This is a genomic window from Agromyces atrinae (assembly GCF_013407835.1).
Taxonomy (GTDB): Bacteria; Actinomycetota; Actinomycetes; order Actinomycetales; family Microbacteriaceae; genus Agromyces; species Agromyces atrinae.
Genome location: NZ_JACCBI010000001.1, coordinates 955396 through 980912 on the forward strand (window position 1 = coordinate 955396; position 25517 = coordinate 980912).

Annotated in this window: 20 protein-coding genes and 3 rRNA genes; 3 read left to right on the top strand and 20 right to left on the bottom strand. The window is 65.6% G+C overall.

Annotated elements, in window-relative coordinates; all coding sequences use genetic code 11:
* Nucleotides 1–62: 62 nt before the first annotated feature.
* Complete coding sequence (locus BJ972_RS04660; RefSeq protein ID WP_164989926.1) at nt 63–662, top strand: TetR/AcrR family transcriptional regulator; 600 nt, start codon at nt 63–65, stop codon at nt 660–662.
* A gap of 83 nt (nt 663–745) precedes the next feature.
* Nucleotides 746–2161, top strand: a complete 1416-nt coding sequence (locus tag BJ972_RS04665) for a DUF2252 domain-containing protein (RefSeq protein ID WP_129174674.1) — start codon at nt 746–748, stop codon at nt 2159–2161.
* A 54-nt stretch (nt 2162–2215) separates the two neighbouring features.
* Here BJ972_RS04665 and der read toward each other — a convergent pair whose 3' ends face one another.
* From der to BJ972_RS04745, 16 genes are all read right to left on the bottom strand, one after another.
* Nucleotides 2216–3727, bottom strand: coding sequence for a ribosome biogenesis GTPase Der (gene der / locus BJ972_RS04670; RefSeq protein ID WP_129174676.1), 1512 nt, complete (start codon nt 3725–3727; stop codon nt 2216–2218).
* Nucleotides 3724–4422, bottom strand: a complete 699-nt coding sequence (gene cmk / locus BJ972_RS04675) for a (d)CMP kinase (RefSeq protein WP_373366808.1) — start codon at nt 4420–4422, stop codon at nt 3724–3726. The genes der and cmk overlap by 4 nt, the downstream gene beginning before the upstream one ends.
* Nucleotides 4419–5501 (bottom strand): prephenate dehydrogenase, encoded by a 1083-nt coding sequence (locus BJ972_RS04680; RefSeq protein ID WP_129174678.1) that lies wholly within the window; start codon nt 5499–5501, stop codon nt 4419–4421. The genes cmk and BJ972_RS04680 overlap by 4 nt, the downstream gene beginning before the upstream one ends.
* Nucleotides 5502–6284, bottom strand: a complete 783-nt coding sequence (locus tag BJ972_RS04685; protein ID WP_277871233.1) for a pseudouridine synthase — start codon at nt 6282–6284, stop codon at nt 5502–5504.
* Nucleotides 6271–6894, bottom strand: a complete 624-nt coding sequence (gene scpB / locus BJ972_RS04690) for an SMC-Scp complex subunit ScpB (RefSeq protein WP_129174680.1) — start codon at nt 6892–6894, stop codon at nt 6271–6273. Before scpB ends, BJ972_RS04685 begins: the two co-directional genes overlap by 14 nt.
* On the bottom strand, nt 6884–7714 hold the full coding sequence (locus tag BJ972_RS04695; RefSeq protein WP_129174682.1) for a segregation and condensation protein A: 831 nt from the start codon (nt 7712–7714) through the stop codon (nt 6884–6886). Before BJ972_RS04695 ends, scpB begins: the two co-directional genes overlap by 11 nt.
* Nucleotides 7698–8573, bottom strand: a complete 876-nt coding sequence (locus BJ972_RS04700) for a ParA family protein (RefSeq protein ID WP_129174684.1) — start codon at nt 8571–8573, stop codon at nt 7698–7700. Before BJ972_RS04700 ends, BJ972_RS04695 begins: the two co-directional genes overlap by 17 nt.
* Nucleotides 8574–8636: 63 nt before the next feature.
* The gene (gene xerD, locus BJ972_RS04705; RefSeq protein ID WP_129174767.1) at nt 8637–9542 is read right to left on the bottom strand and encodes a site-specific tyrosine recombinase XerD; all 906 of its coding nucleotides are present in this window, start codon (nt 9540–9542) and stop codon (nt 8637–8639) included.
* Complete coding sequence (locus BJ972_RS04710; protein WP_129174686.1) at nt 9539–10174, bottom strand: NUDIX domain-containing protein; 636 nt, start codon at nt 10172–10174, stop codon at nt 9539–9541. Before BJ972_RS04710 ends, xerD begins: the two co-directional genes overlap by 4 nt.
* On the bottom strand, nt 10167–11855 hold the full coding sequence (pyrG, locus tag BJ972_RS04715) for a CTP synthase (RefSeq protein ID WP_129174750.1): 1689 nt from the start codon (nt 11853–11855) through the stop codon (nt 10167–10169). The genes BJ972_RS04710 and pyrG overlap by 8 nt, the downstream gene beginning before the upstream one ends.
* 17 nt (nt 11856–11872) lie before the next feature.
* Nucleotides 11873–13573 (bottom strand): DNA repair protein RecN, encoded by a 1701-nt coding sequence (gene recN / locus BJ972_RS04720; RefSeq protein ID WP_129174688.1) that lies wholly within the window; start codon nt 13571–13573, stop codon nt 11873–11875.
* On the bottom strand, nt 13566–14474 hold the full coding sequence (locus BJ972_RS04725; RefSeq protein ID WP_129174690.1) for an NAD kinase: 909 nt from the start codon (nt 14472–14474) through the stop codon (nt 13566–13568). Before BJ972_RS04725 ends, recN begins: the two co-directional genes overlap by 8 nt.
* A 4-nt stretch (nt 14475–14478) precedes the next feature.
* Nucleotides 14479–15294: a TlyA family RNA methyltransferase gene (locus BJ972_RS04730; protein WP_129174692.1), complete on the bottom strand. Its 816-nt coding sequence runs from the start codon at nt 15292–15294 to the stop codon at nt 14479–14481.
* A gap of 3 nt (nt 15295–15297) precedes the next feature.
* Nucleotides 15298–15486 carry a hypothetical protein gene (locus BJ972_RS04735; RefSeq protein ID WP_129174694.1) on the bottom strand — a complete coding sequence of 63 codons (189 nt, stop codon included), beginning with the start codon at nt 15484–15486 and terminating at the stop codon, nt 15298–15300.
* Nucleotides 15487–15514: 28 nt separating this feature from the next.
* Complete coding sequence (locus BJ972_RS04740; protein ID WP_129174696.1) at nt 15515–16525, bottom strand: HAD-IIA family hydrolase; 1011 nt, start codon at nt 16523–16525, stop codon at nt 15515–15517.
* Nucleotides 16515–17720: a ribonuclease E domain-containing protein gene (locus BJ972_RS04745; protein ID WP_129174698.1), complete on the bottom strand. Its 1206-nt coding sequence runs from the start codon at nt 17718–17720 to the stop codon at nt 16515–16517. The genes BJ972_RS04740 and BJ972_RS04745 overlap by 11 nt, the downstream gene beginning before the upstream one ends.
* Nucleotides 17721–17765: 45 nt before the next feature.
* Between BJ972_RS04745 and BJ972_RS04750 the strand changes: the two genes are divergently transcribed.
* Complete coding sequence (locus tag BJ972_RS04750; RefSeq protein WP_129174700.1) at nt 17766–19127, top strand: hypothetical protein; 1362 nt, start codon at nt 17766–17768, stop codon at nt 19125–19127.
* Between the two features lie 58 nt (nt 19128–19185).
* Here the strand turns inward: BJ972_RS04750 and rrf are convergent.
* From rrf to BJ972_RS04770, 4 genes are all read right to left on the bottom strand, one after another.
* Nucleotides 19186–19302 (bottom strand): 5S ribosomal RNA (rrf, locus tag BJ972_RS04755).
* 171 nt (nt 19303–19473) lie between these two features.
* Nucleotides 19474–22600: ribosomal RNA gene (locus tag BJ972_RS04760) — 23S ribosomal RNA — on the bottom strand.
* A gap of 516 nt (nt 22601–23116) precedes the next feature.
* Nucleotides 23117–24638, bottom strand: a 16S ribosomal RNA gene (locus BJ972_RS04765).
* The 16S, 23S and 5S rRNA genes sit together here, the layout of an rRNA operon.
* A gap of 381 nt (nt 24639–25019) precedes the next feature.
* Nucleotides 25020–25514 carry a hypothetical protein gene (locus BJ972_RS04770; RefSeq protein WP_129172676.1) on the bottom strand — a complete coding sequence of 165 codons (495 nt, stop codon included), beginning with the start codon at nt 25512–25514 and terminating at the stop codon, nt 25020–25022.
* Between the last annotated feature and the right edge of the window lie 3 nt (nt 25515–25517).

Sequence of the window (25517 nt, forward strand, 5' to 3'; positions counted from 1 at the left end):
GGAGTCCTTTCTCCGTATTTATCCAACACGTGTTGGACAGATTCGATCCTACAATCGTTGACATGGATCCGCGCATACTCCGCTCACGTCGCAACCTTGCCGACGCCATCCTCCGGCTCAGCGCAGATCGACCCGCCGACCAGATCACGGCTGCGGAAGTCGCCGCCGAATCGGGCGTGAACCGCTCGACCTTCTACCAGCACGCGCGGAACCCCGCCGACCTCCTCGCAGCCGTCCTCCGCACCGAGCTCGACGACCTGCGCGAGCGCCACCTCTCCCGCCTGCCTCAAGACGCGACGAGCGACGAGGTCACCGCGGCGATAGGAACCGTCACCCTCGGCGTCTTCGAGCACATCGACAAGCACGCCGACGTGTACCGGCACGGCCTCGGCCCCGACTCCGCGGGCGCGAGCCTGCACGCCATGCTCGGCACGCACTTCCAGGAATCAGTTCTCTGGCTCCTCGACCGGCACAACGTCGAACTGCCCGAGCACGACGGCACGGGCATGCCGGCCGCCGTCGCCTCCCGCTACATCGCCTATGGCACGGTCGGTGCGATCGAGGCGTGGCTGACCGATGAGGATCGCACCGTCGAGGGATTCCTCACCGACTTCAGCCTCCTCGTGCCGCCGTGGTGGCCGGCCTCGGCCGCGACCGTCTAGATCAGCTCACGGCCGTCATCCCACCCGCTCCTCACGCAGGACTACGCTGGCGGCATGCACACCGCCGAACCCTCCCCGGGTCGATGAACGCTCACGCGGGCGCTGCCGCGGGCACGCTCCGACTCGACCACGCCCACGTCACGACGCACGACGAGAGGGATGCCGCCGGCCGCGCCGCTCGCGCAGACCTCACGCGGTCGAGCCACGCGCGCTACTCCCCCGCACCCGAGCGCGATCCCCTGGGCATCCTCGAGCAGCAGCACCGCGAGCGGCTCCCCGACCTCGTGCCGCTGCGCGTCGCGCGCATGGCCGCGAGCCCATTCGCGTTCTATCGGGGAACTGCCGCTCTGCAGGCCGCCGACTTCGCGAACGAACCGAACACCGGGCACTTCGTCGTGTCGTGCGGCGATGCGCACATCTCGAACTTCGGCATGTTCTCCGCACCCAACCGCTCCCTCGTCTTCGACCTCAACGACTTCGACGAAGCGGCGTTCGGCCCGTGGGAGTGGGATGTCAAACGGCTCGTCACGAGCGTCGTGATCGCCGCGCGATCGAAGGGCTACTCTCCGGAGGCCGCGCGCGCCGATGCGCTCGGCGCAGCTCGCGGGTACCGCGAATTCCTGCGCGGCGCGCTCAAGCGCGACCCCGTCTCGCGCTACTACCTCCGCGCCGAGGTGCACGGCGGGCGGGCGTTCGGCAGCGCGACGCAGAAGGCCGTGCGCCAGGTCGAGAAGGCGGCCGCGAAGCGCACGTCGGCTCGCGCGTTCGCGAAGATCACCGAGGTGGCGGATGACGGTTCGATGCACATCATCGAGGCTCCACCCACCCTCACGCACGTCAGCGCCGAGCTCGAGGAGCGCCTCAGCGAGCTCGTCGACGAGTACCGACGCACCGTCTCACCCGACATCGCGCTGCTGCTCTCGCAGTACACGGCGACCGACGTCGCGCGCCGTGTCGTCGGAGTCGGGAGCGTCGGCACGCGGTGCTTCATCGTGGTGTTCACGGGCCCCAACGGCGAGCCGCTCATCCTGCAGGTCAAGCAGGCGACCGAGTCGGTGCTGCACGAGTTCGGCGGTCTGCCGCCCCACGCCTCCGCCGCGCTCGACCCCGAGCTGAGCGCCCTGCACCACGGCTACCGCGTGGTCTCGAACCAGCGCATCCTGCAGGCGGCCTCCGATCCGTTCCTCGGGTACCTCACCGTGGCGGGCCGCGGCTTCTACGTGCGCCAGTTCCGCGACGGCAACGCGTCGTTCGACATCGAGACGCTGAAGGCCGAACCGTTCACCGACTACGTCACGTCGTGCGGAGCGATGCTCGCCCGTGCGCACGCGCAGAGCCCCGAGGCCGCGTTCATCGCGGGCTACCTGGGCGGCGGCACCGCGTTTGACGAAGCGGTCGTCGAGTGGGCGTTCGCGTACGCCGATCAGTCCCTCGCCGACTACGAGGCGTTCCGCACCGCGATCGATGCCGGCCGATTCACGGCACTCGACACGGTCTGAGGAACGACGAAGCGGGCGGCGATTCCTCGCCGCCCGCTCTCGTGAACCGTCTCGTTACGTGCGCTTGCGCTTCTCGCGCACACGCATGTTGACGACGATCGGTGAACCCTCGAAGCCGTAGATCTCGCGCAGGCGACGCTGGATGAACCGGCGGTAGCCCGGGTCGAGGAACCCGGTCGTGAAGAGCACGAATGTCGGCGGACGGCTCGCGGCCTGCGTACCGAAGAGGATGCGGGGTTGCTTTCCGCCGCGCACGGGGTGCGGGTGCTCCTGCGTGAGTTCGGTGATGAAGGCGTTGAACTTGCCTGTCGGAATGCGGGTGTCCCACGACTCGAGAGCCGTCTCGAGGGCGGGGACGAGCTTCTCGAGGTGACGACCGGTGCGCGCCGAGATGTTGACGCGCGGCGCCCACGACACGTGCGCGAGGTCCTGCTCGATCTCACGCTCGAGGTAGCGGCGACGTTCATCGTCGAGGAGATCCCACTTGTTGAACGCGAGCACGAGGGCCCGGCCCGACTCGAGCACGAGGTCGATGATGCGGACGTCCTGCTCCGAGAGCGGCTGCGAGACGTCGAGCATGACGACGGCGACCTCGGCCTTCTCGAGCGCGGCCTGGGTGCGGAGCGATGCATAGAAGTCGGCGCCCTGCTGGAGGTGCACACGGCGACGGATGCCGGCGGTGTCGACGAACCGCCAGATCTTGCCACCGAGCTCGATCTGCTCGTCGACGGGGTCACGAGTCGTACCCGCGAGTTCGTTGACGACGACGCGCTCTTCGCCGGCGGCCTTGTTGAGGAGGCTCGACTTGCCGACGTTCGGTCGACCGAGGATCGCGACGCGGCGCGGGCCGCCCACTTCGTCCTTCGCGACGGCCGAGACGAGGGGAAGCTTCGTGAAGACGGCGTCGAGCATGTCGGCGACGCCGCGACCGTGCAGGGCCGAGACCGGGAAGGGTTCGCCGAGCCCGAGGTTCCAGAGGGCTGCGGCTTCGGGTTCCTGGCGGGCGTCGTCGACCTTGTTGGCGACGAGGAAGACGGGTCGGTCGGTCTTCCGCAGCAGACGCACGACGTGCTCGTCGGTCGAGGTCGCACCCACGCGGGCGTCGACGACGAAGAGCACGACGTCGGCGAGGTCGATCGCGACCTCGGCCTGAGCCGCGACGGATGCGTCGATGCCCTTCGCGTCGGGCTCCCATCCACCGGTGTCGACGAGGGTGAAGCGACGATCGAGCCACTCACCCTTGTACGACACGCGGTCGCGCGTCACACCGGGGGTGTCTTCGACGACGGCCTCACGGCGGCCGAGGATGCGGTTGACGAGGGCTGACTTGCCGACGTTCGGGCGTCCGACGATCGCGATGACGGGCAGCGCGGGAAGGTATCGGATCGCATCGGGGTCGTCGGTCGCGGAGTCGAGCACGCCGAAGTCGTCTTCGTCGAGCTCGTAGTCGTCGAGGCCGGAGCGGAGTGCGGCGGCTCGCTGCGTCGCGAGCTCCTCATCGACGTCGGCGAGGCGAGCGGCGAGGTCGTCGTCGTGGCCGTCGTACTCGGTGTCGGTGTCGGTCATGGGGTTCCTCCCTCGGTGCGCGCACGCGCGGCAGCGGAGTTCGTGATGACGTCGAGTACGGCCTGAATCGTCTGCTCGACGTCGAGTTCTGTCGAATCGACGGTGGTCACACCTTCAGCGGCGGTCATGAAGTCGACGACCTTCGAATCGGCCTGGTCGCGCTTCTTGAGCTGTTCGCCGACGTCGGCGGGCTTCTCGCCCGCGAGTTCCGCGGAGCGTCTCGCCATTCTAGCCTCTTCGGACGCCGTGAGCAGGATGCGAACTGTGGCGTCGGGGGCGACGACCGTCGTGATGTCGCGGCCCTCGACGATGATGCCCGGGCGATCGGTCGACGCGATGATCGATCGGAAGAGCGCGGTGAGGTGCGCACGCACCTCCGGCACGCGGGCGATGAGGCTCACGACCGACGACACCCGAGGCTCGCGGATCGCCGCGGTCACGTCGGTCCCGCCGACGTGCACGGCATACCCGTCGGGGTCGGTTCCGATCGAATAGTCGAAGCTCTCGAGCGCATCGATGACGGATGACGCGTGCGAGGCGTCGGCCCCCGACGCGGCGACGTGCCACGCGAGGGCGCGGTACGCGGCTCCCGTATCGAGGTAAGCGAAGCCCAGGCGACGCGCGGCCGCCTTGCTCACGCTCGACTTGCCGCTGCCCGCGGGGCCGTCGACGGCGACGACGGTCGTCATACTCATCCTGCAATCCGCCAGCCGCGACGGGCCAGCTCTTCGGTGAGGCTCTCAGCGGCCTCGGGAACGATCTGGATCTCGGCGAGGCCGAACTGCGCGCCGGGCGAGTGCTCGAGGCGCAGGTCTTCGAGGTTCACGCCGACCTCGCCGATCTCGTGGAGGAGACGCGCGAGCTGCCCGGGGGTGTCGTCGACCATAACGACGAGCGTCGTGAAGCGTCGGTCGACACCGTGCTTGCCGGGGATGCGCTGCACACCCGTGTTTCCGCCGACGATCTCCTCGGCGATGCGACGCCGAGCGCCGGGCGCCGCGGGGTCGGCGAGGGCGTCGATGAACCGGTCGAGGTCGTCGCGGTACGCGCGGAGGATCTCGAGCACGGGCTCGGCGTTGGCGCCGAGGATCTGCACCCACAGCTCGGGATCGCTCGCGGCGATGCGCGTGACGTCGCGAAGGCCCTGGCCCGAGAGGTTCACCGCGGAGTGCGGAGCATCCGTCAAGCGGCGCGCCATGAGGCTTGAGACGACCTGGGGCGCGTGCGACACGAGGGCGACGGCACGGTCGTGTTCGGCGGCCGTCATCTCGACGAGGGTCGCCCCGAGGTCGAGGATGAGGTCGTCGATGACGCTCGCGCGCTGGTACGAGATGCCGTCGTGAGCGGCCACGACCCACGGGCGACCGACGAAGAGGTCGGCTCGACCCGACAGGGGTCCGCCGCGCTCGCGACCGGCGAGCGGGTGCGACCCGAGGTAGCGCGAGAGGTCGGCCCCACGTGCCGCGAGATCGTCGAGGATGCCGAGCTTCACGCTCGCGACATCGGTCACGATGGCGTCGGGGTAGGCATCGAGCTCTGCAGCGATGACGTCGGCCGTAACATCCGGGGGCACGCAGACGACGATGAGGGCGGGCGCGTCGCCCGGCTCGGCCGCGCGTCCGGCGCCGTAGTCGACGGCGATCGCGAGGTGCGTCGGCGAAGCGTCAGCGAGCTGGACCTCGATGCCGCGGGCACGCAGACCGAGGCCGATACTGGCTCCGAGGAGGCCGACGCCGACGACGCGAACGGGCCCGGACAGACGGGACTCGACCACTCAGTCCTCCCTGTTCTGCGCGCGAGAAACGGTCAGCAGGTGACCGAGCTCCACTTTAGTCAACTCACGCACCTGGCCCGATCGCAGGGTTCCGAGGTGCAGCGGGCCGAACTGGCGGCGCACGAGCTCGACGACCGGGTGGCCCACGGCGTCGAGCATGCGTCGCACGATGCGGTTGCGGCCCGAGTGCAGGGTGAGCTCGATCATCGAGTGGGTCGAGTCCGACTGCGCGGAGATGATCTTCGCGCGATCAGCCTGGATGAAGCCGTCGTCGAGGTCGAAACCCTTCTTGAGCGTCGTGAGCGTGCGCGGTTCGAGGCGGCCCTCGACCTTCGCGATGTACGTCTTCTCGACGCCGAACGAGGGGTGGGCGAGCACGTGCGCGAGCTCGCCGTCGTTCGTGAGCACGAGCAGCCCGCTCGTGTCGGTGTCGAGTCGGCCGACGTTGTACACGCGATCCTCGAGGGCGTCCGTGAACCGGCGGAGGTCGGGCCGATCGCGCTCGTCACGCATCGTCGAGACGATGCCCGTCGGCTTGTTGAGCATGTAGTACCGGCGGGTTGTGTCGAGCTGCACGGCCGTGCCGTCGACCGTCACCCGGTCCGTCTCGGGGTCGATGCGCGTGCCGGGCTCCCGCACCATGACGCCGTTCACGGTCACGCGACCCGCGGCGATGAGGTCTTCGCACACGCGTCGCGAGGCGACGCCCGCGGCGGCCATCACCTTCTGCAGGCGCACTCCCGTCGTGGTGTCGGCCGGGTCGTGCGAGTCAGCGGATGTCACCGTCGAATCCTTCCTGTCCGTCGTCGAGCAGCGGCGAGATGCGCGGAAGCTCGTCGAGAGAGTTGATGCCGAGCTGCGTGAGCAGCAGATCGGTCGTGCCGTAGTGGATCGCGCCCGTCTCGGGGTCGGTCGAGACCTCGGTGATGAGGCCACGGCTGAGCAGCGTGCGCACGACCGAGTCGACGTTGACCGCGCGGATCGAGGCGACCGCTCCGCGCGAGATCGGCTGCTTGTAGGCGATGACCGCGAGGGTCTCGAGGGCGGCCTGCGAGAGCTTCGACGGGTTCTGGGTGAGCACGAAGTCGGCGACGAGGGCATCGTGGTCGCTCCGCACGTAGAAGCGCCAGCCCCCGCCGACCTCGCGCAGCTCGAAACCGCGCCGCACTCCCCCGTCGAGTTCACCGTCGTAGTCGGCGACGAGGTTCGCGATCGCCTGTCGGACCTCGCGCACCGGTCGGCCGAGCGCGGTCGCGAGTCGCACGACGCTCTGCGGCTCGTCGGCGACGAGGAGGATGGCCTCGAGCATGCGCTCGGCGTCGACGCCGTCATCCGTCGTCTGTTCGTCGCCTGCGACCGTCTCGGTCGATGCGTCGATCACTTCATCGGTCATAGTCGGCCCCCAGGTTCACGAGATTCTCCTCCGACCACGACGAGGCGGTCCAGCGCAGGGTGAGTTCACCGAGCGGTTCGAGCTGTTCGAAAGCGATCGCGGCGTGGCGGTAGAGCTCGAGCACCGCGAGGAAGCGCGCGATGACGATGCCGTGCTGCTCGGCTCCCGCGACGAGTTGGCGGAACGTCACCGATTCGCCGGAACGCAGCACGGCGACGATGTGCGCCGCCTGCTCACGGATCGAGACGAGCGGCGCATGCAGGTGGTCGAGACCGACGACGGGAATCTCGCGCGGAGTGAGGGCGAGGGTCGCGATGGCCGCGAAGTCCTCGGCCGAGAGCGTCCACACGAGCTCGGGAGTCTTCTGCCGGTAGTGGTCTTCGAGACGCACCTGTCGCGGGTGGCGCTCGCCCTCGGCGGTGAACCCGTCGGAGAACCACTTCGCCACCTGCTTGAACGCGCGGTACTGCAGCAGACGCGCGAAGAGCAGGTCACGGGCTTCGAGGAGCGCGACGTCTTCGGCGTCGACGAGCTCGCCTTGCGGCAGGAGGCCCGCGACCTTCAGGTCGAGAAGCGTCGCCGCGACGACGAGGAACTCGCTCGCCTGGTCGAGCTCCTCCTCGGTGTCGAGGCCGCGCAGGTACGAGATGAACTCGTCGGTCACGCGGCTGAGCGAGATCTCGGTGATGTCGAGTTCGTGCTTCGTGATGAGCGAGAGCAGGAGGTCGAAGGGGCCCTCGAAGTTCGAGAGTGCGACCCGGAAGCGGCTCTCGTCGGCCGGGGCCTCGAGTTCCGCCGGCGAATCAGGCGATGGCGCCACGGAAGACCAGCTCCCTGGCGAGCTGCCGGTACGCCTTCGCCGCCTGGTGCTCGGGCGCGAACTGAGTGATCGGCGTACCCGCGACCGACGCGTCGGGGAACTTCACCGTGCGTGTGATGACGGTCTCGAGAACCTCGTCGCCGAACGCGTCGACGACGCGCTCGAGCACCTCGCGCGAGTGCAGGGTGCGCGAGTCGTACATCGTCGCGAGGATGCCGTCGAGCTCGATCGCGGGGTTCAGGCGGTCACGCACCTTGTCGATCGTCTCGATGAGGAGGGCGACACCGCGCAGGGCGAAGAACTCGCACTCGAGCGGGATGACGACGCCGTGGCTCGCGGTGAGCGCGTTGACGGTGAGGAGGCCGAGCGAGGGCTGGCAGTCGACGAGGATGACGTCGTACTCGGGCGCGACGCGGCGCAGCACGCCCGCGAGGATCTGCTCGCGTGCGACCTCGTTGACGAGGTGCACCTCGGCCGCCGAGAGGTCGATGTTGGCGGGGATGACGTCGAGACCCTCGACGCTCGTCTTCTGGATCGCCTCGAAGGGGTCGCGGTGGCGCGAGAGCAGGAGGTCGTAGATCGTCGTGACGTCGTGGGTCTGCACGCCGAGTCCGGCCGAGAGGGCACCCTGCGGGTCGAAGTCGACCGCGAGCACGCGTCGACCGTCTTCAGCGAGCGTCGCGCCGAGGTTGATGGTCGTCGTCGTCTTGCCGACGCCGCCCTTCTGGTTGCAGAGCGAGATGATGCGCGCCGGACCGTGGCCGTTCAGGGCGGGCGGCGCGGGGAACTCCCGGAACGGTCGCCCCGTCGGTCCGAGGGGAATCGTGGAGTCCGCCTGGTCGTGCTTCGTGCGGGTCACGTGGGTTCCTTACTGCTGTCGTCGGGCGCGATGGGCGGTCGGCCCGATCGTGCTCTGGTGATTCTACCGAGCACGTGGGTGGGCAGACGTGTACATATCCCGGAGTGTGTCGACCGTGACGAGAGTGTAGATCTGCGTCGTCGCGACGGAGGCATGGCCGAGGAGCTCCTGCACGACGCGAACATCGGCGCCGCCCGTGAGCAGATGGGTCGCGAACGAGTGCCGGAGCGTGTGCGGGGATATCTCGACGTCGAGCTCGGCGCGCTCGGCGGCACCGCGGATGATGAGCCACGCGTTCTGCCGCGACACCCGCTGGCCGCGGAGCCCCAGGAAGAGCGCCGGCGTCGCCGCACCGCGCGGCGACAGCACCGGGCGCGCACGCACGAGGTACGCGTCGATCGCCGCCTGCGCGAAGCGCCCGACGGGCACGATGCGCTGCTTGCCGCCCTTGCCGAAGAGACGCACGACATCGCCGTCGATGACGTCGTCGACGTTGAGCGCGACGGCCTCCGAGACGCGCGCACCCGTCGCGTAGAGCAGTTCGAGCAGGGCCTTGTCGCGCAGCTGCTGAACGCTGTCGCCATCGGTCGCCGCGAGCAGACGCTCGACCTGGTCGATCGAGATCGCCTTCGGGAGTCGTGCGGAGAGCTTCGGGGGTCTCGTGTCGCGCGCGGCATCCGTCTCGACTTCGCCCTCGTCGAGCAGGAAGCGGTGGAAGCCGCGCACCGTCGACGTCACGCGCGCGATCGACGACGACGTGAGCGGCGCCTCCTCGCGGGTACCGAGGTGGCGCACGAAGGCCGAGATGTGATCCGGGGTCACGTCGCCCATCGCGGTGACCCCGTTATCGCCGAGCCACGCGGTGTAGAGCGCGAGGTCACGACGATAGGCGGAGATCGTGTTGGTCGAGAGCCCCCGCTCGATCGCGAGATGCCGGAGGAACGTGTCGACCTCGGCCGCCGCCGTCATTCGGAGCGGGAGCCGCTCTTCGGGTGCGCGTCCCACGGGGCGTCGGGCGCGCCGAGAGTGGACCATCCCTGCTGACGCGAGACGTACGCGGCGAGCACGCCGACGGTGAGACTCGGGTTCTGCACGCGACGCGCGAGCACCGCCTGCACGACCTCGTCGAGGTCGACCCAGCGGGTCTCCATGTCGGCTTCCTCACCTCCGCGCTCGAATACGGTCTCCGCCGCACGGATGCCGCGGGCGAGGTAGATGCGGATCGCCTCGTTGCTGCCGCCCGGAGTCGTGTCGAAGTCGGCGAGCACGTTCCACTCGTCGGCGACGATATCGGCCTCCTCGGCCAGCTCGCGCTGCGCGCCCACGAGCGGTGACTCGCCGTCGACATCGAGGAGACCGGCAGGGATCTCCCACTCGCGGCGACCGATCGGGTGTCGGTACTGCTTGATGAGCAGAACGCGATCCTCCGAGTCGAGGGCGAGCACCGCGACGGCGCCCGGGTGATCCATGTACTCGCGCACGAGCGTCTCGTCACCGAACTCGAACGTGTCGCGGCGGATGTCCCACACGCGACCGGCGAACACCGTCTCGGTCTCGAGCACCCGAACCGGCGCCGGGGTATCGCCGAGAGGCTCAGTCATCTTTCACGTCGTCGAAGAGCAGGCTCGCCTGCTGGCGCTCACGCGCGGCACCGACGAGACCGCGGAACAGCGGGTGCGCGTGGTTCGGGCGGCTGCGCAGCTCGGGATGAGCCTGCGTGCCGATGTAGAACGGGTGCACGTCGCGCGGCAGCTCGACGAACTCGACGAGGTGGCGGTTCGGCGACATGCCCGAGAAGACGAGACCGGCCTCAGCGATCTGCTCGCGGTAGGCGTTGTTCACCTCGTAGCGGTGACGGTGACGCTCCGAGACCTCGTTCGATTCGTAGAGGTCGGCCGCGAGCGTGCCCTCGCCGAGCTGTGCCGGGTAGAGGCCGAGTCGCATCGTGCCGCCGAGGTCTCCCCCGGCGATGATCTCGACCTGCTCCTCCATCGTCGCGATGACGGGGAAGCGAGTGTCGGGATCGAACTCCGACGACGAGGCGCCCTCGAGGCCGGCCTCGTGGCGGGCGTACTCGATGACCATGCACTGGAGGCCGAGGCAGAGGCCGAGCACCGGGATCTTGTTCTCGCGAGCGAATCGCAGCGCGCCGAGCTTGCCCTCGATACCGCGCACGCCGAAACCGCCCGGAACGCAGATGCCGTCGAGGTGCGACAGCAGACGCGCCGCACCCTCGTCGGTCTCGCACTCGTCGGACGGGATCCACTCGATGTTGACCTTCGTCTGCTGGGCGAAGCCGCCCGCGCGCAGCGCTTCAGTGACCGAGAGGTAGGCGTCGGGCAGGTCGATGTACTTGCCGACGAGGCCGATGCGCACCTCGTGCTTCGGGTCGTGCACGGTGTCGAGCAGTTCGCTCCAGCCCGACCAGTCGACTCCGTCGGCCTTCAGGCCGAGGCTGTCGATGATGTACGAGTCGAGGCCCTGGTCGTGCAGCATCGTCGGGATGTCGTAGATGCTCGGCACGTCGACCGCGTTGACCACGGCGGACTCGTCGACGTCGCACATGAGCGCGATCTTGCGCTTGTTCGACTCTGTGACCGGGCGGTCGCTGCGCAGCACGAGCGCATCGGGCTGGATACCGATCGAGCGGAGGGTGGCGACGGAATGCTGCGTCGGCTTGGTCTTCTGCTCGCCCGAGGCGCCCATGAAGGGAACGAGCGAGACGTGAACGAAGAAGACGTTGTTGCGGCCGAGCTCGTGGCGCACCTGTCGTGCCGACTCGATGAACGGCTGCGACTCGATGTCGCCGACCGTTCCACCGATCTCGGTGATGATGACGTCGGGGCGCGGGTCTTCGCTCGCCTGCAGGCGCATGCGGCGCTTGATCTCGTCGGTGATGTGCGGGATGACCTGCACGGTGTCGCCCAGGTACTCGCCGCGGCGCTCCTTGGCGATGACGCTCGAGTAGATCTGGCCGGTCGTGACGTTCGCCGCCTGGCTCAGGTTGATGTCGAGGAAGCGCTCGTAGTGGCCGATGTCGAGGTCGGTCTCAGCGCCGTCGTCCGTCACGAACACCTCGCCGTGCTGGAACGGGTTCATCGTTCCCGGGTCGACGTTCAGATAGGGGTCGAGCTTCTGCATGACGACGCGGAGGCCGCGTGCCGTCAGAAGGTTGCCGAGACTGGCAGCTGTCAGGCCCTTGCCCAACGAAGAAACGACACCACCGGTCACGAAGATGTGCTTGGTAATGCCGTTTGAACGATCCGCGTCAATAATTTCCACCACGGGCTTCTATCCTATCAGGCTGGAGTGGGACGGGCTGCGACATCGAGCAGCTCGCGAGCGTGGGCGAGGGCGTTGTCGGAGTCGCTGAGACCCGACAGGAGTCGGGCCATCTCTCCGATGCGTGCATCGCCGGTCAGCTGCTGCACACTCGACTCGGTGACCGAGCCGTCGGTGCCCTTGACGACGCTCAGATGATTGCGGGCGAAGGCGGCGACCTGCGCGAGATGGGTCACGACGATGACCTGCGACGACTCGGCGAGTTTCGCGAGTCGACGACCGATCTCGATCGCGGCAGCACCGCCGACGCCCGCGTCGACCTCGTCGAAGACGAATGTCGGAACCGGGTCGGTCGCCGCGATGACGACTTCGAGCGCGAGCATGACTCGTGAGAGTTCGCCGCCGGACGCGCCGCGGCCGATGGGGCGAGGCTCAGCTCCCGGATGCGGGCTGAGGAGCAGCGTGACGGCGTCACCGCCGTGCGACGACGGCTCATCGAGCGGCTCGACGCGCACGGTCAGTCGGGCGTCGGGCATCGCGAGCGCCGTCAGCTCGTCGGTGACGCGGATCTCGAGCTCGACCGCTGCCGCCTCGCGGAGTGCGGTGACCCTCGCCCGCAGCTCACCGATCTGCTCGGTGTCCGAGGCGAGCAGTGCCTCGAGCTCGACCACGCGGTCGGCGTCGCCGTCGAGGTCGAGCAGGCGGAGGCCACCGTTCTCACGGAGTGCGAGCACATCGTCGAGCGACGTGCCGTGCTGCCGGATGAGCGCTGACAGCACCGCTCGACGCTCCTGTACGACCTCGAGCTCGCGCGCACCATCGGCGTCGAGGCCGGCGAGGTAGCCGGAGAGTTCGGTCGCCAGATCGGCCAGCAGGAAGCCGACGTTCGCCAGCCCGTCGTTGATCGGTGAAAGCACGGCGTCGTGCGCGACGGCGCGCTCGATCTGGCGGCGAGCGGTCTCGACGAGTGCGACGGCATCCATCGCGCCGTCGGCCGCCTCGCTCGAGAGCAGGTCATGCGCCTGCGCCGCCGCAGATCGGAGCTCTTCGAGATTCGAGAGACGCTCTGCACGCGCCTGGAGCTCATCGTCTTCGCCGGGCTGCGGATCGACCGCTTCGATCTCGTCGAGCGCGGAGCGCAGGTCACGCGCTTCCCGCGCACGCTGGTCGCGCGCGGTCGTCAGTCGTTCGAGCTCGTCCGCCGTCGCACGCCAGCGATCGAAGACGACGCGGTACTCGCCGAGCGCGCGTGCGAGATCGGGACCGGCGAAACGGTCGAGCGCGTCGCGCTGGGCCGTCGCCGAGCGCAGGCGAACCTGCTCGGACTGACCGTGCACGACGACGAGTTGTTCGCCGAGCTCGGCGAGAACACCGATCGGCGCGCTCCGTCCGCCGACGACGGCGCGACTGCGCCCCTCGGCGGACACCGAACGGCCGAGCAGAAGCTCAGGGCCGTCGAGTTGTCCGCCGGCTTCGACGACACGCTCGGCGACGGCACCGTCTTCGGCGACGATCCAGCGCCCTTCGACCCAGGCCTGCGGCTGGCCGGATCGCACCGCGCCGGCATCCGCTCGGGAGCCGAGAAGGAGGCCGAGGGCGGTGACGACCATGGTCTTACCCGCGCCGGTCTCGCCGGTGACCGCGGTGAAGCCGGGACCGAGCGGCAGCGTCGCATCGGCGATGACGCCGAGATCTCTGATCGAGAGTTCGTCAATCACGCGCGATCGGCCCTCGCCATCCTGCGACCGGAAGCTGGAACTTGTTCACGAGGCGATCGGTGAAGGGCGCTTCGTGAAGACGTGCGAGTCGCACCGGCACGTCGGAGCGCGTGACGACGACGCGCGCTCCCGGCGGAAGTTCGAAGAATCGGCGACCGTCACACCACAGCACCGCCGACGCGCCGGTGCGCGGGAGCACTTCGACCGCGAGCGACGAGTCGGGGCCGACGACGAGCGGCCGCGCGAAGAGCGCGTGGGCGCTCAGCGGAACCATGAGCAGTGCCTCGACACCGGGCCAGACCACGGGCCCTCCGGCCGAGAACGAGTAGGCCGTGGAGCCAGTCGGTGTCGACATGACGACTCCGTCGCAGCCGAAGCTCGAGAGCGGTCGACGGTCGACCTCGACGATGACCTCGAGCATGCGCTCGCGCTCCGCCTTCTCGACCGTCGCCTCGTTGAGGGCCCACGTCTCGAAGACCACTTCGCTGTCTCGCTTCACGCGTACGGCGAGCGTCATGCGTTCTTCGACGCGGTAGTCACCCGCGAGCGCACGTGCCACGGCGTCGGCCAGATCGTCGCGCTCGCTCTCGGCGAGGAAGCCGACATGGCCGAGGTTCACGCCGAGGAGCGGCGCCGTCGAGCCGCGCACCAATTCGGCGGCCTTCAGGATCGTTCCGTCGCCTCCGAGCACGATCGCCAGCTCGATGCCGTCGATGCCGTCACCGAGGCGCTCGACCGAACCGTCGAGGGTCGGGTCGAATGCGAGGACATCGTCCCACTCGTCACCGTCGATGACCGCGATAGCCCCGGCCTCGGACAACCGGTGGCACACCTCGGTCGTCGCCTCGAGCGATTCGCGGCGCCCGGTGTGCGAGACGACGAGGAACCGTCGAATGCTCACTCGATCACCCTCCCGTCACGGCCGGAATCCGCTTCGTCCATTCTGACGGATCACCGCCCTCGATCGCGCTGAACCGGACGAGATACTCGTGATTGCCGTGACTTCCGAGCAATGGGGAGGACGAGAGTCCGACCGTTCGAAGACCCAGGTCGTGCGCGGCCCAGAGCACGTTCATGACGGCGTCCTGTCGAAGCGATGCGTCACGGACGACTCCCTCGCGCACTCCCCCGCGGCCCACCTCGAACTGCGGCTTGATGAGCAGCACGAAGTCGGCGTCGTCGGTCGCGGTCTCCCGCAGTGCGGGAAGCACCGTGGTGAGAGAGATGAACGACAGATCGGCGGTCACGAGATCGGGTACGTCCCTCGAGCCGACGATCTCAGCGAGGGACGCTCGGGTGAGGTGCCGCACGTTGACGCCCTCGGCGACGACGAGACGGGGCTCGGAACGCAGCTCGGGGGCGAGCTGTCCGTGCCCGACGTCGACCGCGAAGACCGTGCGGGCGCCGCGCTCGAGGAGCACTTGGGAGAAGCCGCCGGTCGAGGCTCCGGCGTCGAGCGCGACACGACCGTCGACGACGACGTCGAACTCGTCGAGCGCCGCGATCAGCTTGTGCGCAGCCCTGCTCACGTAGTGGTCAGCGCCGGCGACTGTCACGACGGCGTCCGGAGCGACACGGATCGAAGCCTTGACGACGGGTCGACCGTCGATGCTCACGAGGCCGTCGGCGATGAGCGTCGCCGCGTGCGTCCGCGATCGAGCGAGACCGCGCGCGGCGAGAGCGGCGTCGAGTCGGAGGGAATCGTCGGAAGCAGGTGCCACGGGCTACACCGACCGCCCCGGCCCCGGAGTGCGGGCGTCGGTTCGAGCGGGATCGGCGTCTTCGAGTGCCGCACGCAGCTCGTCGTACACCTGCGTGTACGACGCCGCGCGCGCTTCGAGCGGCTGGTCTTCGATGAGGCGCATACGAGAGACGAGCTCGTTCTCGGCTCGGTCATCGGGGATGTCGCTCATCCCTTTACGTTACCCCGACAACGACCCGTCAGAGGTAGAGCGACTCGGGCACGATGAGGGCGTGGATGGGCGTGCCCGACTCCCAGATGAGCGTGCATGCGGCGCGCAGCAGGTCGGTCGCGTCATCGCCGGCCTTCACGATCTCGACGCGGTTGCCGCTGAGCTTGACGCGTGCACCACGCACCCGCACCTCATCGCGACGGCGCTCGATCTCGGGATACGGCTCGTCCAGCTCGCGCAGATCGCGAACGATGAAGGTCGGGCGCTCGTCGGGTTTGGCCGCGAGCAGCTGCTTCTCACGATCGATACCCGTCAGGACGGCGACGGATCGGATACCGGCACGATTGGCCCCGAGGATGTCGGTGTCGAGGCGATCACCGATCATGATCGCGTTCTCGGCGGCGAAGCGCTCTCGCGCGACGTCGAAGATGGGCGTCTCGGGCTTGCCGGCGACCTGCGGAAGGATGCCGACGGCCGTGTGGACGGCGGCGACGAGGGTGCCGTTGCCCGGAGCGATGCCCCGCGCGACGGGGATCGTCCAGTCGGTGTTCGTCGCGATCCATGGGATCCGCTCGCCCGCGGCATCCGGCGCGAGCGCGAACGCGGCCTCGGCCAGGTGCGCCCACCCGATCTCGGGCGTGAAGCCCTGGATGACGGCGGCGGGCGCGTCATCGGCGGAGCGCGTCGCGGTGTAGCCGTTGCGCTCGAGCTCGGTGGTGATGCCCTCGCCACCGATCACGAGCACGCGGGATCCGGCCGGGACGACCTCGGCCAAGAGCCTCATGGCGGCCTGAGGAGACGTCACCACATCGGCGGGCGCGACGTTCAGACCGAGCTCGCTCAGGTGTGCGGCGACCGAGGCGTCACTCCGCGACGCGTTGTTGGTGATGTAGCCGACGCGGCGGGACTCGCTCGCCCGGTTCAGCGCTTCGACGGCATGGGGAATCGCGTGGGGGCCCGCGTAGACGACGCCATCGAGATCCGTCAGGACCACGTCGACGCCCTCGAGCGGAGTAGGACCGGTCCGCTTAGCGCGCACCGGCGTCTCCCTTCGAGTCCGCCTCCGTGGCTGCGGCCTTGGCCTTTGTCACGCGCTTCGCCTTCGGCGCGGGCGCCTCCTCGACCTCGGCAGTCTCGACGGGTGCGGCCTTGGCCTTCGTCGCACGCTTCGCCTTCGGCGCCGGCGTTTCCTCGACGTCAGCAGTCTCGACGGGTGCGGCCTTAGCCTTCGTCACACGCTTCGCCTTCGGCGCGGGCGCTTCCTCGACGTCAGCAGTCTCGACGGGTGCGGCCTTAGCCTTCGTCACACGCTTCGCCTTCGGCGCCGGCGCTTCCTCGACCTCAGCAGTCTCAACGGGTGCGGCCTTAGCCTTCGTCACACGCTTCGCCTTCGGCGCCGGCGTTTCCTCGACCTCAGCAGTCTCGACGGCTACGGCCTTCGCCTTCGACACGCGCTTCGCCTTCGGCGCGGCGATCTTCTCCACCACCGGTTCGGCGACCGCATCGGCCGTGTCGGGCTCGGAAGACGCCTCCGCTTCGGCTTCCGCTTCCGCTTCCGCTTCCGCTTCCGCCAGGAGTTCCTCGAGCTCGTCCTCCGCCGAGACGGCGGCGACGGCCGCGGCATCCAACTCCTCGTCGACGACAGGAGCCGGCTCATCAGCAGCGAGCTCGGATTCGTCGGCGTCGATGTCGACGGCGATCGCCTCTCCATCCTCGGAGACGTCGTCAGCGGCATCCGTCGATTGCGCGATCTCATCGACGGGAACCTCGAGCTCGAAGATCTCGATCGTCTCGTCGTCGGCGAGATGCGCGTCGAGAGCCGCTTCCGCACGCTCAGCATGGCCGCGCCAAGCGCCGGCCTCGACGTTCAGCCCGAGCGCTTCGAGTACCTCGGCGTAGGCCGCGAACAGCGCGGGGCTGTAGGTGTACGCGACGTCGGCATCGAGCTGCGGGATCTCGAGCTCCGCACGCGCCATCTCCAGCTGATCGAGATCGAGGCGTGCGCCCGACATCGCGATCGCCAGTCCCACCTGCACCGACGGAGGCAGCGTCGAGCGATCGACCGATCGGCCGAGCTCGAGTGCGCGATCGGGTCGACCGATCCCGCGCTCACTATCGACCATGAGCGGAAGCTGCTCGTTACTGCCCGAGAGTCGCCGGTAGGTCCGCAGCTCGCGGAGTGCGAGCGTGAAGTCGCCCGTGGCGTATGCCGTGATCGCGAGCGTTTCGCGCACGACGCCGATGCGTCCGGCGCGACGCGCTGCAGCGAGAGCGTGCTCATGAGCGAGCTGAGGATCGTCGTCGAGAACCTCACCTGCCGCAACGAGGTGGCGGGCGACCCAGTCGGCGTTCTCCTTGCTGAGGGTCTTCAGTTCAGCGCGAGCTCCGCGATCGAGTTGCTTCGCCTCGATCGAATCATCGAGCCACGGATCGTCGTGACGGGGTGCCGAGTCGCTCGGGCGCTCATCACGCGCTCCACGATCGCGGTCACCGTAGGAACGCTGGCCATCGCGCTGCGGGCGGTCGCCGTACGGCTTACGGTCGTCACGCTGCGGACGATCACCGTAGGATCGCTGTCCGTCGCGCTGAGGACGGTCGCCATAGGGCTTCCGGTCGTCACGCTGGGGACGGTCGCCGTAGGGCTTGCGGTCGCCCGACGGACGTGCGCCGTCACGCTGCGGACGGTCACCGTAGGGCTTCCGATCATCACGCTGCGGACGGTCGCCGTAGGGCTTCCGGTCGTCGCGCTGCGGACGGTCCCCGTAGGATCGCTGGCCATCGCGCTGAGGACGGTCGCCGTAGGGCTTGCGGTCGTCTCGCTGGGTACGGTCGCCGTAGGGCTTCCGGTCGCCCGACGGACGTGCGCCGTCACGCTGCGGGCGGTCACCGTACGGCTTCCGGTCGTCACGCTGCGGACGATCACCATAGGAACGCTGTCCATCACGCTGCGGACGGTCACCGTACGGCTTCCGATCATCGCGCTGCGGGCGATCCCCGTAGGAACGCTGTCCATCACGCTGCGGGCGATCGCCGTAGGAACGCTGTCCATCACGCTGCGGACGGTCACCATACGGCTTCCGATCGTCACGCTGGGGACGGTCGCCATACGGCTTGCGGTCGCCCGACGGGCGTGCGCCGTCACGCTGCGGACGGTCGCCGTAGGGCTTCCGATCGTCACGCTGCGGACGGTCACCGTAGGGACGCTGACCGTCGCGCTGAGGCCGGTCGCCATAGGGCTTCCGATCATCGCGCTGCGGACGATCACCGTACGGCTTACGGTCGCCCGAAGTGCGCTGGCCATCGCGCTGCGGTCGGTCGCCGTAGGGCTTCCGATCGTCTCGCTGCGGACGGTCACCGTAGGAACGCTGACCATCGCGCTGCGGGCGGTTGCCATACGGCTTCCGATCATCGCGCTGCGGACGGTCACCGTAGGAACGCTGACCATCGCGCTGCGGTCGCTCGCCGTAGGGCTTCCGATCGTCTCGCTGAGGCCGATCGGACGAGCTTCGTCGCTCGTCACCGTACCGGCCGCGGTCATTCGAGCGAGGCGCACCCCGCTCGGTTCGCCGCTCGTCGCGGTTGCCGTTGGAGTTGTCGTTCTCGCTCACTGTTTTCCTGTCGTTGACTACGTGGAACTGTAGTGCGTGGTGTTAAAGCATGATGGCCACCCCGGTGTGGGGTGGCCATCATGTAATGGTTGTCCGGCGGTGTCCTACTCTCCCACAGGGTCCCCCCTGCAGTACCATCGGCGCTGCGAGTCTTAGCTTCCGGGTTCGGAATGTGTCCGGGCGTTTCCCTCGCGCTATGGCCGCCGAAACTCTCTCGACCAACACCCCGGTGAGGGGTGTGGGTAGGGCGTTTCACGAAACATATGTTGTGTTGTGTGTTGCCCGACCGTATGTCGGGAACCACAGAGTGGACGCGAGCAGATCTTCTGCCACCTCATACGGCCTTTACATGAATGTGTTCAAACGTATGGGTGTAGTGATTGTCAAGTTATCGGCTTATTAGTACCGGTCAGCTTCACGAGTCTTTCGTCCTCGCTTCCACATCCGGCCTATCAACCCAGTCGTCTGGCTGGGAGCCTCTCCCCCGAAGGGATGGAAATCTCATCTTGAGGCCGGCTTCCCGCTTAGATGCTTTCAGCGGTTATCCATCCCGAACGTAGCTAACCAGCGGTGCTCCTGGCGGAACAACTGGCACACCAGAGGTTCGTCCAACCCGGTCCTCTCGTACTAGGGTCAGATCCTCTCAAATTTCCTGCGCGCGCAGCGGATAGGGACCGAACTGTCTCACGACGTTCTAAACCCAGCTCGCGTACCGCTTTAATGGGCGAACAGCCCAACCCTTGGGACCTACTCCAGCCCCAGGATGCGACGAGCCGACATCGAGGTGCCAAACCATGCCGTCGATATGGACTCTTGGGCAAGATCAGCCTGTTATCCCCGAGGTACCTTTTATCCGTTGAGCGACAGCGCTTCCACAAGCCACTGCCGGATCACTAGTCCCGACTTTCGTCCCTGCTCGACCTGTCAGTCTCACAGTCAAGCTCCCTTGTGCACTTACACTCGCCACCTGATTGCCAACCAGGTTGAGGGAACCTTTGGGCGCCTCCGTTACTTTTTGGGAGGCAACCGCCCCAGTTAAACTACCCACCAGGCACTGTCCCTGAACCGGATCACGGTTCGAAGTTAGATATCCAGAGTGACCAGAGTGGTATTTCAACAATGACTCCACGAACACTAGCGTGCCCGCTTCACAGTCTCCCACCTATCCTACACAAGCCACACCGAACACCAATACCAAGCTGTAGTAAAGGTCACGGGGTCTTTCCGTCCTGCTGCGCGTAACGAGCATCTTTACTCGTAGTGCAATTTCGCCGAGTTCGCGGTTGAGACAGCTGGGAAGTCGTTACGCCATTCGTGCAGGTCGGAACTTACCCGACAAGGAATTTCGCTACCTTAGGATGGTTATAGTTACCACCGCCGTTTACTGGGGCTTAAATTCTCAGCTTCGCCTTGCGGCTAACCGGTCCTCTTAACCTTCCAGCACCGGGCAGGCGTCAGTCCGTATACATCGTCTTGCGACTTAGCACGGACCTGTGTTTTTAGTAAACAGTCGCTTCCCACTGGTCTCTGCGGCCATCGAACGCTTTCGGAGCAAGTCCTAATACGCCTCAGGCCCCCCTTCTCCCGAAGTTACGGGGGCATTTTGCCGAGTTCCTTAACCACGATTCTCTCGATCTCCTTAGTATTCTCTACCTGACCACCTGAGTCGGTTTGGGGTACGGGCGGCTAGAACCTCGCGTCGATGCTTTTCTTGGCAGCTGAGGATCACCGACTTCGACTTGCGTCTCCCCATCACGTCTCAGCCTTATATGAGAGACGGATTTGCCTATCTCTCGGCCTACACGCTTGGACCGGGTCTACCATCGCCCGGCTTCGGCTACCTTCCTGCGTCACACCTGTTAATACGCTAACCGCACCAGAACGGGGTCCCACGCTCCACCCCCGATGCACTCCCGAAGGAGCACGGTGGGGGTTTCGGATGGTTAGCACTACTGGATTAGCTTGGGCGGTTCTTCGCCGGTACGGGAATATCAACCCGTTGTCCATCGACTACGCCTGTCGGCCTCGCCTTAGGTCCCGACTTACCCAGGGAAGATTAGCTTGACCCTGGAACCCTTGGTCTTCCGGAGGACGGGTTTCTCACCCGTCTTTCGCTACTCATGCCTGCATTCTCACTCGTGTAGCCTCCACGGCTGGTTTACACCGCCGCTTCGCTGGCCACACGACGCTCTCCTACCCATCAACACGACTGAACCAACACCACAAGGGTGCGGCTGATCTATAGCGTCAATGCCACGACTTCGGTGGCGTGCTTGAGCCCCGTTACATTGTCGGCGCGGAATCACTTGACCAGTGAGCTATTACGCACTCTTTCAAGGGTGGCTGCTTCTAAGCCAACCTCCTGGTTGTCTGTGCAACTCCACATCCTTTCCCACTTAGCACGCGCTTAGGGACCTTAGTCGGTGGTCTGGGTTGTTTCCCTCTCGACGATGAAGCTTATCCCCCACCGTCTCACTGCTGCGCTCTCACTTACCGGCATTCGGAGTTTGGCTAACGTCAGTAACCTTTTGGGGCCCATCGGCTATCCAGTAGCTCTACCTCCGGCAAGAAACACGCAACGCTGCACCTAAATGCATTTCGGAGAGAACCAGCTATCACGAAGTTTGATTGGCCTTTCACCCCTATCCACAGCTCATCCCCTCCATTTTCAACTGAAGTGGGTTCGGTCCTCCACGACGTCTTACCGTCGCTTCAACCTGGCCATGGATAGATCACTTCGCTTCGGGTCTAGGACATGCGACTGAATCGCCCTATTCAGACTCGCTTTCGCTACGGCTGCCCCTCACGGGTTAACCTCGCCACATATCACTAACTCGCAGGCTCATTCTTCAAAAGGCACGCTGTCACCCCAACAAGGAGGCTCCAACGGTTTGTAAGCAGACGGTTTCAGGTACTATTTCACTCCCCTCCCGGGGTACTTTTCACCTTTCCCTCACGGTACTTGTCCGCTATCGGTCATCTGGGAGTATTTAGGCTTATCAGGTGGTCCTGACAGATTCACACGGGATTTCTCGGGCCCCGTGCTACTTGGGATACTTCCCCAGCCGGCCACGCATTTCGACTACCGGACTCACACCGTCTCTGGTCAGGCTTTCAATCCTGTTCGTCTATACGCAACACGTCACTGTCGATGTGCGGCAGCACATCACGGAAAGTCCCACAACCCCGAACCTGCAACCCCTGCCGGGTATCACACAGGCACGGTTTAGCCTGATCCGCGTTCGCTCGCCACTACTAACGGAATCACTATTGTTTTCTCTTCCTGTGGGTACTGAGATGTTTCACTTCCCCACGTTCCCTCTACCCGCCCTATATATTCAGGCGGGAGTCACCAGGTCACCCAAAGGGCCTGGCGGGGTTTCCCCATTCGGAAATCCTCGGATCACAGCTCGTTTATCAACTCCCCGAGGCTTATCGCAGATTACGACGTCCTTCTTCGGCTCCAGATGCCAAGGCATCCACCGTCTGCTCTTAGAAACTTGAAATCACATGAGTTCGATCGAATTCGTTGCAACACCCAAAGGGTGCTGCGAAATTGACCAATGATTAGTCGAACACCACCCAGAAGGTGATGTCCTAAAAATCTTTGTGACCCAACACACGAATGTGTTGAATCTAAGATGCTCGCGTCCACTATGTAGTTCTCAAAATACGGTCGGAACCCCCACCCCCAGCAGCCACAGCCACCTTCAGCAGAGATCCGAGAGATCCCGCCACACCCCCACCACACCAGTAGCCCCCCTTACGGGAAACCACCACCGTGACGGTGATGTTGTCCGGTCCCTCAGGACCCAACAGCGTGCATGTACCCCCACTCACCACCCCCACCTTTCCAACCAACCCAAGGGCCGGCGTACTCAACAGAAGCAATTCACGAAAGCACCTATGTCAATGTTCCACCCATGAGCAACCAGCACGACTCAGAGCAAACCCAACGGTCTGATGATCGTGATCTGGCGCACTGCGAAACCCCCCGAAGAGGATTCCGAGTTGCTCCTTAGAAAGGAGGTGATCCAGCCGCACCTTCCGGTACGGCTACCTTGTTACGACTTAGTCCTAATCACCGATCCCACCTTCGACAGCTCCCTCCTTACGGTTAGGCCACTGGCTTCGGGTGTTACCGACTTTCATGACTTGACGGGCGGTGTGTACAAGGCCCGGGAACGTATTCACCGCAGCGTTGCTGATCTGCGATTACTAGCGACTCCGACTTCATGAGGTCGAGTTGCAGACCTCAATCCGAACTGAGACCGGCTTTTTGGGATTCGCTCCGCCTTACGACATCGCAGCCCTTTGTACCGGCCATTGTAGCATGCGTGAAGCCCAAGACATAAGGGGCATGATGATTTGACGTCATCCCCACCTTCCTCCGAGTTGACCCCGGCAGTCTCATATGAGTTCCCACCATTACGTGCTGGCAACATACGACGAGGGTTGCGCTCGTTGCGGGACTTAACCCAACATCTCACGACACGAGCTGACGACAACCATGCACCACCTGCATACGAGTGTCCAAAGAGTTCCTCATTTCTGAGGCGTTCTCGTACATGTCAAGCCTTGGTAAGGTTCTTCGCGTTGCATCGAATTAATCCGCATGCTCCGCCGCTTGTGCGGGCCCCCGTCAATTCCTTTGAGTTTTAGCCTTGCGGCCGTACTCCCCAGGCGGGGCGCTTAATGCGTTAGCTACGACACGGAAACCGTGGAAAGGTCCCCACATCTAGCGCCCAACGTTTACGGCGTGGACTACCAGGGTATCTAATCCTGTTCGCTCCCCACGCTTTCGCTCCTCAGCGTCAGTTACGGCCCAGAGAACTGCCTTCGCCATCGGTGTTCCTCCTGATATCTGCGCATTCCACCGCTACACCAGGAATTCCATTCTCCCCTACCGCACTCCAGTCTGCCCGTACCCACTGCACGCCCGAGGTTGAGCCTCGGGATTTCACAGCAGACGCGACAAACCGCCTACGAGCTCTTTACGCCCAATAATTCCGGACAACGCTTGCACCCTACGTATTACCGCGGCTGCTGGCACGTAGTTAGCCGGTGCTTTTTCTGCAAGTACCGTCACCCGAAGGCTTCTTCCTTACTAAAAGAGGTTTACAACCCGAAGGCCGTCATCCCCCACGCGGCGTTGCTGCATCAGGCTTGCGCCCATTGTGCAATATTCCCCACTGCTGCCTCCCGTAGGAGTCTGGGCCGTGTCTCAGTCCCAGTGTGGCCGGTCACCCTCTCAGGCCGGCTACCCGTCGACGCCTTGGTGAGCCATTACCTCACCAACAAGCTGATAGGCCGCGAGTCCATCCCAGACCGAAAAACTTTCCACCAAGAATCATGCGATCCAAGGTCATATCCGGTATTAGCTACAGTTTCCCGCAGTTATCCCAGAGTCCAGGGCAGGTTACTCACGTGTTACTCACCCGTTCGCCACTAATCCAAAGAGCAAGCTCTCCTTCATCGTTCGACTTGCATGTGTTAAGCACGCCGCCAGCGTTCGTCCTGAGCCAGGATCAAACTCTCCAAAAAAAATTGTTTGATACTAGCTGAACAAACAACCAACATTGCTGGCTGTCCGTATCAATCTCAAAGAAACCACCACATCACCCCAAACGAGGCAATGCCGAGGTATAAATTTGGCATTGAACATAGTGCACGCTGTTGAGTTCTCAAGGAACGGACGCTCTCGGTTCTCACCCCTTATATAAGGAGTGGTCTCACGAGGCTTTTCTCGTTCCGCCCGATCTTCTCCACGAGTGGAATAAGACCCGACGTCATCAAGCTCGACCCAAGATGTGATCTTGTTTCTGAGGCTTGGATTGTCCCGCTTGAGGCCGAGAAGCTCTTCCGCTTCCCGCACCTTTGGGGCGACGAGTGATTACATTACGGGGATTCCAGGGGTGCCGCAAATCACCCCTGCATCCCGGGCGTGTCGCGGGTCACTTCCGCGGAATTCCGGGGTTCTCTGTCATCTGAGCGATGCTCAGATCGCTCACGCGTCAGCGCAACGATGCCGACGGCGCACGAGAGAACCACCGCACCGAGAGCGACCAGTCCCCCGTCGACGACGAAACCGGCACTCGACACCACGACCAGAGGGCCGGCGACGACGGCGATCCCGAGGGCGCGGCCGAGACTCGCCCCGATTCGAGTTCGCGCATCCCGCCCGCGCACGACGAAGACGACGAACAGCACGAGTGCGATGACGACGATGATCGTGCTCGCGAGCAGGGCGATCGGGGCGCGATCCGTCCCGAAGCATTCCGGCGGGGCCGGGTAGACGGTCGGACACAGCGATCGCATCGGCGCGAGCGCCCAGCAGGCGACGACCGCGACCGCAGCGAGGCAGAGCACGACGGCGATTCGCGCAGCGTCAGACTTCGACGGACCCGCCGTGTGCATCATCGC

Coding starts and splice junctions, on each gene's coding strand:
- BJ972_RS04660 (WP_164989926.1), top strand. CDS start 63: ATGGATCCGCGCATACTCCGCTCACGTCGCAACCTTGCCGACGCCATC.
- BJ972_RS04665 (WP_129174674.1), top strand. CDS start 746: ATGAACGCTCACGCGGGCGCTGCCGCGGGCACGCTCCGACTCGACCAC.
- der (WP_129174676.1), bottom strand. CDS start 3,727: ATGACCGACACCGACACCGAGTACGACGGCCACGACGACGACCTCGCC.
- cmk (WP_373366808.1), bottom strand. CDS start 4,422: ATGAGTATGACGACCGTCGTCGCCGTCGACGGCCCCGCGGGCAGCGGC.
- scpB (WP_129174680.1), bottom strand. CDS start 6,894: ATGACCGATGAAGTGATCGACGCATCGACCGAGACGGTCGCAGGCGAC.
- xerD (WP_129174767.1), bottom strand. CDS start 9,542: ATGACGGCGGCGGCCGAGGTCGACACGTTCCTCCGGCATCTCGCGATC.
- BJ972_RS04710 (WP_129174686.1), bottom strand. CDS start 10,174: ATGACTGAGCCTCTCGGCGATACCCCGGCGCCGGTTCGGGTGCTCGAG.
- BJ972_RS04735 (WP_129174694.1), bottom strand. CDS start 15,486: ATGAGCGACATCCCCGATGACCGAGCCGAGAACGAGCTCGTCTCTCGT.
- BJ972_RS04750 (WP_129174700.1), top strand. CDS start 17,766: ATGAGCGAGCTGAGGATCGTCGTCGAGAACCTCACCTGCCGCAACGAG.
- BJ972_RS04770 (WP_129172676.1), bottom strand. CDS start 25,514: ATGATGCACACGGCGGGTCCGTCGAAGTCTGACGCTGCGCGAATCGCC.